Source organism: Rhodopirellula sp. UH5 (assembly GCF_056839225.1).
Window position 1 is genome coordinate 7,227,905 of sequence record NZ_CM166390.1, and the last position, 14,074, is coordinate 7,241,978.

Sequence of the window (14,074 nt, forward strand, 5' to 3'; positions counted from 1 at the left end):
TCGCCACTCATCGAGAATTGCATTGAACAAGCCGATCGCTGATTCGCCGATTTCCTCTGCCGCGACCTCCGGCAGTGTTTCCAATCCGGTGTCAGCATGGCTGCAAGCGTCGTTTGCGTCGGTCGTCAACGCCTTGCATTTCAATCCCGTCGCAGCGTTCCGTAACAACCCGGTCCTGCAACGAGAGTTGCTGGTCAATTTGCGAACGAACCGATCGTTCCTGCTGTTGCTGGTTTACCAATTGGTGTTGGCCGCGGTCACCTTGGTGGCTTGGCCTGACGACGAGCGATTGGATCTCAGCCAGGACCCGCCCTCGGCGCGTCGTTTGGTCGATTTGTTTTTCCTTGGCCAATACGTGATCGCATCGTTGATGGCCCCCAGTTTCGCGGCGGGGACCATTTCCGGTGAGAAGGAACGGCAAACCTATGAGATGTTGCTGGCCAGCCCATTGAAGCCGAGTGCGATCGTGCTGGGAAAATTGGTCGCCGCACTGACCCATTTGGCGCTGCTGATTGTCGCGTCGCTGCCCATCATCGTGCTGTTCTTGCCGCTCGGTGGAGTCAGCGTCTACGAGGTCGCGGCGGCCTATCTGGGGCTGTTCATCTCGGTGGTGCTGTTTGGCGCGATCGGGGTGTTTTGCAGCAGCTACTTTTCACGGACCAGCAATTCGTTGGTGGTCAGCTACTTGCTGATTCTGCCGTTGGTGATCGGTGGCGTGTTGATGTGGCAGATGCTGGCCGGGGATGGTTTGTTGCGGCTCAAAGTGGTCGTGTTGGTGGTGCCCGCGTTTGCCCTGGCGGCCGTTACGCTGATGTGTGCCGCGGCGGCTTCCCGGATGCTGTATCCGCCGGACGTGGGCAGCGAAGGCAAGGAGGTCGTGGACCTGGAACAAGAAGCGGCGGAAGCCGTTGGGTTGGTGATTCAGCCCGATCAATTCCCCGATCGGTTGTTCGCACCGCCACGACGAGAAACGTTGATGGCCGATGGTGCCAACCCGGTTTATGACAAAGAGATTCACGGTGAGATCTTCAGCCAGGGCACGTTGATGCTGCGGTTGGTGATTCAGATCAGCATCTTGCTCGCGATCCCGTTGATGGGAGCACTGTTGTTTTGGCAAACCCCGCACGCCCCATGGTTCGCGGTCTATGTGATCGTGTTCAACATGTTGGTTGGACCGGTGTTTCTGGCCGGGACGATGACCAGCGAACGTGAGCGGCAGACGTTGGATCTGTTGATCACAACCACGTTGTCGCCTTGGAAGATCTTTTGGGGCAAGTTCATCGTCGGCTTTCGGGTCGCGTTTGTACTGACCAGTTTCCTGGTTTGGCCGATGCTGCTGGGCGTGGGGCTGAACACGGATTTTTATTCCAGTTGGCCGTTGATCGTTGGTATGTTTGCGATCCCCGTTGTGGTCAGCATCGTCAACGCAGTGATCGCGATGACCGCCTCGCTGTATCAAGAACGCACGTCGATGGCCTTGATGACCACCTACCTGGCCTTGATCGTGTTGTACGCGGTTCCGCCGGGCGCTCGGGTGTTGGCGTCGACGCTGGGGCTGTCATCAACTGTTCAGCAGTGGATTGAATGGACGGGGGTGGCCAGTCCCTTCTCCGCTTTGTTTTCGCTGCCGATCGGACCGCTCTTGATGCGTGGAGATTCGTCTTACGCGGGGCAACCGGTGTTGGTGATCGGGTACTTCGTCTGCAGTTTGCTGGTCATTGCGTTGGCGGCCTGCCTGATCGCCTGGAAGCTGCGCCCGAAGCATTAAGCAGGTCGGCTGGAATGATCGGGCACAACCATGTGAGCCATTTGGACGTTAGCCCCGGTTGCGAAATGTTTGCTATCAACGATGTGATAGCGAATGCAATTTTTCTTCCGGCTTCTATCTTTCTTCATCCCGGTAGGAATTTCAGATGGTAGCCGGGGGTCGCTGCGTGGGACGTTCGAAAAATAAATGGTGGCTGGCGTCTGGGTTTCGCCCCGGATGGGGCCGTCGTGGGAGTTGGGGGCGTCCCTCGCTCACGCTTCGGGTTGTGATGGGTGGTCTTGGCCGACTCGGACGGCAAGAGTGCCCGTCCTACATTCGTTGAAACGTCGTTGGCGACTGAGTCGACAAGCCGTCAACATTTGACGCTCTGATAGCGGATGCAAATTTTCTTCCGGCTACCATCTGTCATCCCGGTAGGGATGAAAACTTGCGCAAACGAACACGCTCCACAACACCGAATATTTACCAGTCCAGCGTTAGCCCCGGTTGCGCGTGAAAACCGTGGCTAGCGCCAACGGCTCACATACCCGACGACACCTGCGTACCTGCTTAGGAAGGGGACAGAGCCACAGGGACGCAGGGACTCAGGACTCAGGTGAGGTTCGAAAACGCTTGTCTCGGATCGGTGTCGGACCTTGCGGCAAATCCGCGAAAATGACAGTCTACCGGGCCCGCGATTTGCGATTGAAATCCGTCTCCCTTCACCTGTTGCAGTGATTTATGAGCCTCGTCACGACTCCATTCGGCCAAACCAAGGACGGGAAACCAGTCCAGAAAATCACGCTGACCAATTCACACGGCCATCGTGTCTCGGTGATGAATTGGGGAGCATCGTTGCTCGAAGTGGAAGTGCCCGATCGCGATGGCAAGTTGGCGAACGTCAACATGGTGTTTGACTCGCTCGACCGATACCTGGATTCACATCCCGGTTTCGGAAGTTCGATCGGTCGGTTTTGCAATCGCATTGGCTTCGGCAAATTTGAGATCGACGGCGAGGCTTACCAGGTCACCGTCAATCACGGGCAGCACTGCTTGCATGGCGGCGAAGTCAATTTTTCACACAAGTGGTGGGATGCTGATCTGGTTTCCGGAAAAGACGGCCATGGCAATCCGGAGGTTGGTGTTCGGTACAGCTTGGTCAGCCCCGATGGCGACGAAGGTTTTCCTGGGGAGGTGACCGTGACGGCGGAGTATCGCTGGAACGACGCCAGCGAACTGACGATCGAGTTCACCGCGACGACGACCAAGCCAACGCATGTGAATTTGACCAACCACAGCTACTGGAATTTGGCTGGGATCTCACCTGGCGACGGTGGAGCCAGCTCCGTGCGTGACTACCTGATGTTGTTGCACTGCAACGAGACATTGGATGTCGATGACGATTTGATCCCGACCGGATCGACGTCCCCGGTCGAGGGCACACCCTTTGATTTCTTGCATCCTGAAACGATCGGCAAACGAATCGAGCAGTTGCCTGCGACGAAGGGTTATGACCATTGCTATGTTGTCGCGGGAGAGCCTGGCACGCTACGACCGGCAGCTCGCGTGGTTGATCCCAAGAGCGGACGAACGTTTGAGATTGAAACAACCCAACCAGGCATGCAGCTTTACACCGCCAACCACTTGGGCGGCAACGCCTCGTCGGCCGGGCACAAGTCCCACGAAGCGTTCTGCTTGGAGACCCAACACGCGCCCGACGCATGCAATCGCCCCGAATTCAAAAGCACGCTGCTGCGTCCCGGTGACACGCTGAAGGAAACCACCGTGCACCGATTTGGTGTGGAAGCTGGTTGATTGGTTTTGGGCATTGAAAAAGTCAAATTGAAAATTGTAAATTTGAAATTTGCTTTGTAGCCGGGGGTTGCTGCGTCGCAGCTCACCCCCGGAAACGAAAAGCTCACACCGACTCTGGAAGGGTCGCAGAGTCTTCGACCCTCTCAGGGTCGGGGATTGTCGGGCGCTTGAATCCGGTGGTGTTCACTGCGTTCAAACCACCGGCTACCGTCTGCAATCCCTTCGGGATGAAACTTTCGCAAACCGACATCCTCTGAAACGCCCAAACGTTTCGCAATTCAGCATTGGCCTGGGCTGTGTTTGGGAACTGTGGCGACCGCCAAGCGGCTCACATACCCGAAGACTCCTTCGTGCGTGTTAACCGGGCCTAACGGCCGTCGGCTCACATGGTCGGTGCGGTAGTCGAAACCTACGACGGCCATTTTTCAATTTGCAATTGTCAATTTTACTTTTGCAATGACTGCCGCAGGTATACCGACGTGGTGCTTACGCCGATCGCAGTGTTCTTTTGCCACTGCATCGCCGGCTTGAACGAGTGCGTGTCAACCGGGCCTAACGGCCGTCGGCTCACATGGTCGGTGCGGTAGTCGAAGCCTACGACGGCCATTTTTCAATTTGCAATTGTCAATTTTACTTTTGCAATGACTGCCGCAGGCATACCGACGTGGTGCTTACGCCGACCGCAATGTTCTTTTGCCACTGCATCGCCTGCTTGAACGAGTGCGTTTTAACCGGGCCTAACGGCCGTCGGCTCACGTGGGCGATCTACTTCAGGTGCTGAAGGATGAAGTTGGTCATCATCGTTCGCAGGTGGTAGCGAGTGCCTTCGCCCTCGCTGACCGAGTGGGTTCGTCCGGGATACGCCATCATCTCGAACTGTTTGTTCTCCGCGATCAGGCGATTGATCAGGCGGGCTGACGAGGCGTAGTGCACGTTGTCATCAGCGGTCCCGTGAATCAGTAACAACGGGTCGGACAAACCGCTGGCATGTGTGATCGGTGACCCCTCCACGAACGCATCGCGGTTCTCGGTGACCAATCCCATGTAGCGTTCTTGGTAGATCGTGTCGTAATCCAGTTGGTCTGGCACGGGCGCAATCGCGATGCCCATCGAGTACAGTTCCGGGAATTGGAACAAACCGTTCAGTGTCGATGAACCACCACCACTCCATCCCCACAGACCCACGCGATCGGGATCCAGAGCTGGGAAGTGTTTCAGCATCGCTTGGGTGGCATGGGCTTGGTCTGAGATGGAAAGACGCCCGATCTTTTTGTAGATCGATTGCCGGAATGATTTCCCGCGAGGCGCGTTGGCGCCGCGGTTGTCGACACTCGCAACAGCGATTCCATGTTGTGTCAGCAGGCGATGCCACAGGTAAGTGGTGCCGCCGTATTGGTCCAAGACAGTCTGTCCCGCGGGCTCGCCGTAGACATGAACCAGCAGCGGCGTGCTCTTCGGGTCCAGGGTCTCGGTTGTTCCATCTTTGCCAACCGGCATCATGATCCACACATCCAGTTCCACCTCCTTGGAGGCCGGGTCGTCGGTGAATTCACCGATGGGCAGTCGCACAAATTCCGTGTGAACCGGAGCGAGATTCTCAAGGGCGTCTTCCAGCTTCTCGTTGTCGGAAATGGCTTTCAGTGGCTTGTAGGGATCGAGCTGAACGAGTCTTTGCACCGGGGCGGAGTTGAAGTCCGACCAAGACTCGACGGCGTATTGAGCGGTGGGGCTGAATGAATAGGAGTACGTGCCGCGTTCTTCCGGCGAGACGCGTTGCGGGGTCGTCTTGGGTTGGCCGGCCAGTCCTTGCTCGAGCGACACGCGGTACAGGGCCCGTTGAGAGGGCTGTTCAGGTGATGCGATGAAGTCGATTCGGCTGCCGTCTTTGGCCACAGCGGCGAGGGAAATCACATCCCAAGAGCCGCCGGTGACCGGCGTGATTCGCGATGGCAGGTTGGATTCTTCTTCCAGCGATTCAGGGACAGGGATTTCGATGGCTTCGATGTGTTGCCATCCCGAACGTTCCGATAGCCACAGCAGTCGCGGCGACGGATCGCTCGAGGCGCCGCTTTCAAAGACGGAACTGGGCAGCCAGTGCAGTTCTCTTAGGTGCCGCACCCAAGCGTCGCTGACTTCGGTGTGAATGTTGACGCAGTGTCCGGTTTCAACATCGCAGAGGAAGACGTGGTTTTGATTTTGTTTTCGGTTGAGTTGCTGGATCAGCAGACGCTTGTTCGCATGTTTGAATTCGCTGGGCAGCCAGTCCACCGCGGCGATGTAGTGCTCGCGAGGATCGCCGGGCAGGTCCAGCCACATCGTTTTTTGGGACGCTTTGTCCCACACTCCGACCCGGGCGGCAGAGTTGGTTTGTCCGACCTTGGGGTAGGCGAATTCAATCGCTTGGGCATAACGCTCGGACGTGTTGTCGATCATGGTTTGAATCGGAACATCGTTGCTGTCCAGTTCCCAGAATGCCAGTTTTTGAGCGTTGGGGCTGAACCGGAATCCATTTCGCAAGCCGAGTTCTTCTTCGTAGACCCAGTCAAATGTTCCGTGGATGAGTTTGGGATCGTCCGAGCCCGCAATCATTTGAACGTCACCTGACTGGCAATCTTCCAAGTACAGATCGTTGTCGCGAACGAAGGCGATGGATTTTCCATCGGGAGCGAAGGTCGCAAACATGGTTTGAGATTCGGGAGCGTCTTCGCCACCGACTTTTCGCCAGGCAGTGTCTGCCGCATCATCGCTCACGTCTCGCAGCCAGTAGTCACCACGGGTGTGCTGTCGCCAGACTCGCCGGGTGTTGTTGTAGACGAGCAAGTAACGTCCGTCGTCCGAAAGCGTCCACTGGCTGATTTCGATCGGTTTGGGTTCGCTGGGGGACGCGTCATCCTCGTTAGATTCTGGATCGGCTGGCTCGGCAGGCAGCAAAAACGTTTCGCGAGGAACGGCGGTGGTCGCTTCCAAATCGGGAATGGAGAGCTGGTTCAGTGCCGGCCCTTCTTTGCCGGGCTGGCGTTCCCACAGGATGTCTTCGGTGTTGTCCCAGGTCAGCGTGCGCGATTTGGATCGGAAGTCGGATGTCTTGAAAAGCCGACGGAGCGAAAGGACCGCTGGATCTTTCTTGGGCGGTGCTGGAGGGGCCTGAGTTTGCTCGGTCGAATCCGCCATCGCAGGCGAGATTGTGTTGGGGAGATGACCGAAGAAGCCGGCGGTCAGAGCAAGCGTGGCGGTCAGGACAATACGTCGGCGGACGAGCATGCAACACCTTTGTGGTCGGGAGAGAAGGCATTCAGTTTGCCTTGTCCCACTCGCCGTTTCCAGTGTTTGCAAAAGAAACCGAAGCAGCGGAAGAAACCAAGCCAGCAATCGCCCCCGAAGGTTGGACGCATGAAGCCTCGTATTGCTTTGCAACGCGGAAGGCCTGCAAAGAACGCCAAAGGAATCACAGAGCGCACAGAGCAACCTTCGAGCCTGCCAACATTCATCGATCAAGTTCGATGCTTGTTTAGTGAGTTCTGTGTCTCTGTGGCAAACGCTGCCGACGTTCGTGGACGACTAAGCAGGTACGCAGGTGTCATCGGGTATGTGAGCCGTTGGCGTTCGCCACGGTTTTCACTCGCAACCGGGGCGAACGCCCAAACGGCTCGCAGAGTGAACCCCAATCATTCCTGCCCACCTGCTTCAGAGCGGGGCGATTGCAAATTGGCAATTGGTGGTGACGTGTTTGGCACCACCTGTGGTCCTGTGGCCCTGTGGTCCTGAGCCACTTTCTCACTTCCCGATCACTTCCGTTTTGGTTTGTAGATCTCGGTGGCGGTTCCAAAGTGGACTTCACCGGCGTTCATCAACGTTTCGCTGAGCGTTGGGTGGGGGTGAACGGTCTCGGTGATGTCAGTGACTTCGCAGCCCATTTCGATGGCCAGCACGGCTTCGGCGATCAGTTCGCCGGCTCCGGTGCCGACGATGCCGCAGCCCAGCACCCGATGGGTTTCCGGGTCGACCAACCACTTGGTCAAGCCGTTGGTCACGCCAATGGCTTGAGCACGACCGCTGGCGGCCCAAGGGTAAACCTCGACGTCGACCTTGCGGCCGGCGGCTTTGGCTTCGCCTTCGGTCAGGCCGGCCCAAGCGATTTCGGGATCGGTGAACACGACGGCTGGGATGGCCGCCTTGTCGAAGGCGACGTTCTTGCCAGCCAGCACTTCTGCGGCGACGCGGCCTTCATGGGTGGCTTTGTGGGCCAGCATGGGGTCACCGGCGACATCGCCAATGGCCATGATGTTGGGGTCAGCGGTGCGTTGTTGTTCATCGCAAACGATGAAGCCACGTTCGTTGACTTCGACTTGCGTGTTTTCCAAACCGAGCCCGCGGGTGACGGGGCGACGTCCGATGCTGATCAGGACTCGGTCGTAGGATTCGGTGCCGAACTTGCTGGGACCTTCGAAGCTGACCACAACCTTTTCACCGTCTTCGGCCAGCGATCCGACCTTGGTGTTCAGGAACACGCGGCCGTCGCACATCTTGTCGATTTTCTTCGCCAGCGGTTTGACGAGGTCGCGGTCGGCACCGGGAAGCAGCGATTCGCCCAGTTCAACGACGCTGACCTTGGAACCCAGGTGAGCGTAGACGGTGCCCATTTCGAGGCCGATGTAACCGCCACCGACGACCAGCAGGTTTTCAGGGATGTCTTTGAGTGCCAGTGCACCGGTGCTGTCCATGACTCGGTCGCTGCCGATGTCAAAGGCGGGGGGCATGGCGGGAACGCTGCCCGTGGCAATGATGCACTTGTCGAAGGTCAGGCGTCCGCCTTCGGGGATCGATTTGTGATCACCTTCGAGTTGCAGTTCGTTGGAGCTGACGAACGAACCGCGAGCTTGGATGACGGTGACGTTGCGGCGTTTGGCCAGCCCGCCGAGTCCGCCGGTCAGGTTGTCGATGACTTTGTCTTTGCGAGCCCGGACGACATCGACGTCGATCTTGGGTGCGCCGGAGTACTCGATGCCCCACTCGGCTTTCAGGTCTTCGACTTCACTGATGACCTTGGCCACGTGAAGCAATGCTTTGCTGGGGATGCAGCCCCGGATCAGGCAGGTGCCGCCGAGGCGAGGTTCCGCTTCGACGATTGTGACTTCCATTCCTTCGTCAGCAGCCAAGAAAGCCGCCGCGTATCCACCGGGGCCACCACCGAGAACGACAACCGGAGCGTGCATGATTGAAACCAGAGCAAAAAAGAGACGAGTGTGGGAAAGGAAACGGCCGCGTGAAGAACACGCGGCCGATGAGTAGCAATCCGTTGTTGACCCGCGTTAGCGAGACAAGAATTCGACGACGCTGTTAGCGTCGACGGGCAGGCTGATGTCAACCGCGCCTGGCAGAGACAGGACAGTCGCTCGCAGCGTTTCGCTGTCGAACGAGACCCAGTCCAGTCCGTCTGGTGGCGAGTTGGCGATCACGCCACGGTACAGATTCTTCAGGTTTTCGCGACCGCGAACTTCGATCAAGTCGCCAGCGCGAAGCATGTAGCCGGGCTTGGTGACCTTCACGCCGTTGACGCAGAAGTGACCGTGTGTGATGCCCTGACGAGCTTGGGGGCGAGTCTTGGTGAAACCGACGCGACGGACAACGTTGTCCAAGCGACGCTCGCACATGAGCAACAACAATTCCCCGGTGTTGCCCGATTTACGGCCAACGTTCTCAAAGTAACGACGGAGTTGGCGTTCGCCCAATCCGTAGTAGTGTTTGATCTTTTGCTTTTCCATCAAAGCCGCACCGTAGTTACTCGGGCGACGACCGCGAGTGTGCATGCCTGGTGGCTGCGGGCGACGGTCCATCGCACGGGCTGCGCCGGCTGTTTCGTAAAGCATCGTGCCGAGGCGGCGGTTGATGCGGGCTTTTGGTCCTGTGTAACGTGCCATCGTGACTTTCACAGTTGTGCCGGACGTCGCGACTGATCGCGACATGCAGCGGGGAATTGCGGCGTGTTCCTTCGTGATGTCCGCCTATGGACTCACGTGTTCACGCCAGAATTTTGAAAACGGGGCCGCAAGTGTCGTCGTTGGGCCTGGTTTTGACAAGAGGAATGAAAGTCAATCGATCGCAGAATCGACCGGATTTCAGCTCGCCGCGTGGGTTTCGGCTGAAAATCCTGCTCGCGACTTGCGACTCATCAGCCCGTTGGCTTGCTCATCGTCGATAAATCGCTCGGCTTTCGGGTCCCATTTCAATTCACGGCCCAACATCAACGCAAGGTTGCACAGGTGACAGGACGTCATTGTGCGGTGGTGCGACCACACGTCTGAGATCGGCTGACCGCCGTCCTCAATGCAGGCAAAAAAGTTGGCCATGTGGCTCATTGCCTTTTTCCCTTTGCGTAGCTCTGCGATTTTTGCGTCCAGTTTCGCGTTGTCTTCCTCGGTCAGGCTGTCGACTGGAGCACCCGTCAGTTTGCCACGGTTGACGAAGATCCGTCCCTTGTCGCCTTCGAACAGGATTCCGTTGGGGAAATCGATGTTCTCCTCTTCGCGTTGGTAGTGGTTGGTAACCACCATCTTGGATCCGCTTTCAAACGTCAGTTCGATGTTGAAACTCGTGGCCGTGTTGTAGCCGTTGGGCAGCGAGGCTTCGCCGTCGAAAAACGAGTTCCAGTTGAAGTCCGCGGGAACGGTTTTGGGGAATTCACCGGTGCCGTTGATCGTGGTGGGGCCGTCCTCGCCAGGAGCCAATGCCCACTGAGCGATATCGATGTGGTGAGCGCCCCAGTCCGTCATTTTGCCGCCGGAATACTCGAAGAACCAACGGAAGTACTTGCGGCGTTCTTCGCAATAATCAGCCTTTGCCGCGGGGCCGACCCACAGGTTCCAGTCCAGGTCCTCGGGGGCCTGCGTGGTTTCAAAAGGCCCGTCACCGGGGGCGCCGCCGATGGCGATGTAGGCGTTGACGTTGTCGCCCACGTAGCCCGACTGGACCATCGCGATGGCTTTTTGGAACAAGTCGCCTGAGCTGCGCTGCTGGGTTCCGACTTGGAACACACGGCCGGTTTCTTCGACGACTTTGCGGATTTGTTTGCCTTCATCGATGGTCAAGGTCAGCGGTTTTTCGCAGTACACATCCGCGCCACTTCGCAGGCAGGCAATCGCAATCGGCACATGCCAGTGGTCCGGGGTTCCGATCGTGACGACGTCGGGTTTTTCCTTTTCCAACATCTCGCGGTAGTCGCGGTACTTGTTCAGTTTGCCGTCGAAATCTTGATTGAACTCCTCGGTGTGCAAATCGTCGACATCGCAGACCGCCACCATGGTCGCGAATTTGGCAGCTCCGCGAGCGATCGATCCACCTCGGTTGTAACGCCCGCGACTGCCCCCAACTCCGATCGCTGCCAAGCGAAGTTTCTTGGTCTCTTCCGCCGCAATCAGCTTGGAAGTGGCGGTCATGGTCGAACCAGCGACGGCGCCTGCCAAGGCGCTGGTTTTCAAGAATCCACGGCGTGAAGGTTGCATCGAATGGGGCTCCGGGGAAAGGTGGGGGCGAAGTGCGACGGGATCGTGATCGGCATCGAAGCTGCCGCTCACTGCCGCTTGCAGGGGGAATGATAACCCAAGGGAGCGGGCGACGGGAATCGTCTGCAGACGTGGGAGGGTGGGATACGTCAGGGCTGATTGCAAATTGCAAGGTGAATCTTGCAATTCGAATTTGGGTGGGTCGGCTGGATTGATTGGAGGCAACGATGTGAGCCGTTGGCGTTAGCCTCGGTTGCTAAATCTTTGCTATTGGCGCTCTGATAGCGGATGCAAATTTTCTTCCGGCTTCTGTCATCCATCCCGGTAGGGATGTCAGATGGTAGCCGGGGGTCGCTGCGTAGCAGCACACCCCCGGAAATCGTGCCTGCCAAAACACTCTCCATCCCGCCGTGGGGTTTGCATGTCCAGCGGTGGCGCTATCGCTTACCGACGGCTACCATCTTGCATCCCTACCGGGATGAAAACTTGCGCAAGCGACTATACTCTCCAACCCCAAACGTTCAGCAGTCCAGCGTTAGCCTCGATTGCGCGCAGTAACCGTGGCTAACGCCAGCGGCTCAGGTTCAGTGTAATAACCATGGCTAACGCCAGCGGCTCACATACTCGAAGGTGGCCGTGGAGGCAGGGCAGCCGATTTGCAATTTGCCATGAAGGGTCAAATCTGCAGGCCAGGTCTCAACTGAGCAACCGTATTCAATGCTTTGGGGGGAGGGGAGCATTGTGTGAGGTCCACGGGCCTCGCGAGCCCATCGTTGATCGGCCGTTGACCAACGCCAGTTGTGACCTGCCCTGCAGCGTTGTCGTGGATCGCTCCGTCGATCCAACGCTGGGGGAAAATTGAGTTGGACCGGGTGGTGGTCCAGCTCAATCAGTCCAGCTCGACCATTTCAACGGGCATGATCACGTCGTCAGCGTCGAGCAGTTGAAAGTTGCTGCAGCGAGACAAGTGAAATTGGCGTGGTTCTTCGCGGCACAGGCACAGGCCGAGAAAACGGTCCGCGGCACCGAAGCGGATCGGGCTGACGGTTCGACGAGTTCGCTTGCCTTTGGAGTCAACGTAATCCAGTTGCACGACAAATCGATCGCTGTCCGCCATCGCGGTCCGCAAGACTTTCGCGGGGCTCCACTTCGTGTTGGCCCGTTGGCAGACTCGGCCGTGGGCACGGGCGAACGTTTCGCTGGCGGGGGCGAAAGATGCGGTCGATGCGGCGGGGGAAAGCGTTGCAACTGACATGGAGGGTGGTCCGATGGAACTTGGCGGCGGTGAATCAAACTTCGATGTTGGTATCATCGCCACCGCCGTGACACGTTAGGTCACGAGCGAGCACGGAGCGGGAAGACCCCAGCGTGAATCAAGAAAACAGCGTGAATCAAGCGACCAGATGGTTCCCCGTCGGCCGCCATCAAGGCTTTCGCTGCTTCACGTATTCAACGGCGGTCGTGCCGAGGTCAGGATCCAGCAATCCGATTTGCTTGCCCTCCAGCAACGCGTTTTCGACCGCTTGTTGGCCGTCCAGGACGCGGTGAGCGATCCAGACGGCGCCCACGCGATTGGCGGACGCGCAGTGCAGGAGGATTTGGGCATCGTGCCGAGCGGTTTTGAGCAATTCGCGGATTCGGTCGATCTTTTGATCCGTCATTTGTTGGTGCCCACCGAATCGAATCGCATGGAATTCCAGGCCCGCTTCTTTCACGAGCGCTTCGTCGTCAAAGTCCAGTTCGCGTTCGCTGCGAAGTGTGATCACTCGAGTCACGCCCGCTTTTTTGGCGGCAGCCAGGCCTTGTGCATCGGGTTGTCCGGCCAGCCAAATTGGGCCGGCGCGGTGGACGTTTCGGGTGCCGGGGAGTTCCGCTTTTTCCAGTTTGTGATTGGCGTCACGCTTGCCAGCGTTTTTCCATCCGCCTTGCGGCACAATCTTTTCCGCGTCGTCAGGGATCTCGACTGAGTCATCCGGTTTGGCCGTCGGTGCCAGGCGTTTGACGAAGAAATTGCGATAGCGAATTTCCATCGGCGGACCGACGTGAACCTGCACCCCAATGCGTCCTGAGAGGGATCGGCCCTTCGGGTCCATGTCAAAATGATCGGCAGTCAGCTGGCCATCGATCCAGTGTTGGTGATGGTTGCCGACCACGCGGACTTTGTAGCGGTGCCAGGTTTCAGGGGCGAACTGGGGTGGTTCCGACGATTTCACGACCCAGCCTTGTCCATTGGCATCGGTGACGACCTTTTCACCGGTGTGACACAGGATTCGTCGGCCGCGTTCCTCGTACAGCATGCCGTTGTACTTGGGGTTGGCCGCGACCACATCACACTGGTAGCCGACCATGACATTCGGGCCGAGGTCTTCGCGGACCTCGCTGCGGTACTGGATTCCGCTGTTGCCTCGGGGGCTGACCCACACGTCAACTTCCAGTTCGAAGTCTTCGGCCGGGGGGAATTTCGACGTGATGAAGCGATTGACCTTCACCGATCCATCCGTCGTGCCAGTCAAAACGCCGTCTTTCAGCGTCCAGTCGTCGAGACTGCCTTCCCAGGCATCTGCGAGCGGGCCGTCGAGCAGCGATTCGGATCCAGCCGGAGTTTCGCGAGGTGTTCCGGCAGCCGGATCGGCCGCGGATGCCGGTGAGAGTTGTGATGCCGTGAGCAAAATGGTGGCCAACAGGGCGAGCGCCATTGGCCGCGCCTTCGATGATGGGGGACCGGAGGGCTCGCGCCCTGCCGCTAAAATCGTTGGCAGAATCCGGCTAATTGATAGCGGAAGGGCGCGAGCCCTCCGGTGTATCCGTCGGCTTCGATCGAAAGGAGTCTGGGGCGAGAGACTCATGCGTGGGAACTCGTCGAAGGGTGGGGAGATCGGGGTGAGGAGGACTGAACGCCAATGATAGCCCGTGATTCCGCCGATTGACCCCTTTCGCATTGACCACCGAGCGCGATAATGCCCGATTCGCCTGGCGGTCCGGGCGGGTGGTCCCTTATTTCGGGACCCTTCTG

8 protein-coding genes are annotated in these 14,074 nt (G+C 58.1%); 2 read left to right on the forward strand and 6 right to left on the reverse strand.

All coding sequences use genetic code 11. From position 1 onward, the window contains the following. The first annotated feature begins 22 nt into the window (after window positions 1-22). A complete protein-coding gene (locus UH5x_RS25925; protein ID WP_482634155.1) occupies window positions 23-1,768 on the forward strand; it encodes an ABC transporter permease in 1,746 nt (581 codons plus the stop codon). A 720-nt stretch (window positions 1,769-2,488) separates the two neighbouring features. Continuing rightward, window positions 2,489-3,562: an aldose epimerase family protein gene (locus UH5x_RS25930; protein WP_482634156.1), complete on the forward strand. Its 1,074-nt coding sequence runs from the start codon at window positions 2,489-2,491 to the stop codon at window positions 3,560-3,562. 765 nt (window positions 3,563-4,327) lie between these two features. On the opposite strand, the gene UH5x_RS25935 is transcribed toward UH5x_RS25930, so the two are convergent. The 6 genes from UH5x_RS25935 to UH5x_RS25960 form a co-directional block, all read right to left on the reverse strand. After that, window positions 4,328-6,823 carry a S9 family peptidase gene (locus tag UH5x_RS25935; protein ID WP_482634157.1) on the reverse strand — a complete coding sequence of 832 codons (2,496 nt, stop codon included), beginning with the start codon at window positions 6,821-6,823 and terminating at the stop codon, window positions 4,328-4,330. 524 nt (window positions 6,824-7,347) lie between these two features. Further along, a complete protein-coding gene (gene lpdA / locus UH5x_RS25940) occupies window positions 7,348-8,775 on the reverse strand; it encodes a dihydrolipoyl dehydrogenase (RefSeq protein WP_482634158.1) in 1,428 nt (475 codons plus the stop codon). 96 nt (window positions 8,776-8,871) lie between these two features. Continuing rightward, window positions 8,872-9,480, reverse strand: a complete 609-nt coding sequence (gene rpsD, locus UH5x_RS25945) for a 30S ribosomal protein S4 (RefSeq protein WP_063838440.1) — start codon at window positions 9,478-9,480, stop codon at window positions 8,872-8,874. 198 nt (window positions 9,481-9,678) lie between these two features. Further along, a complete protein-coding gene (locus tag UH5x_RS25950) occupies window positions 9,679-11,061 on the reverse strand; it encodes a Gfo/Idh/MocA family protein (protein WP_047814757.1) in 1,383 nt (460 codons plus the stop codon). Between the two features lie 889 nt (window positions 11,062-11,950). Then, window positions 11,951-12,316: a transcriptional regulator gene (locus tag UH5x_RS25955; RefSeq protein ID WP_236696253.1), complete on the reverse strand. Its 366-nt coding sequence runs from the start codon at window positions 12,314-12,316 to the stop codon at window positions 11,951-11,953. 169 nt (window positions 12,317-12,485) lie between these two features. Then, window positions 12,486-13,757, reverse strand: a complete 1,272-nt coding sequence (locus UH5x_RS25960) for a 3-keto-alpha-glucoside-1,2-lyase-like domain-containing protein (RefSeq protein WP_482634159.1) — start codon at window positions 13,755-13,757, stop codon at window positions 12,486-12,488. Between the last annotated feature and the right edge of the window lie 317 nt (window positions 13,758-14,074).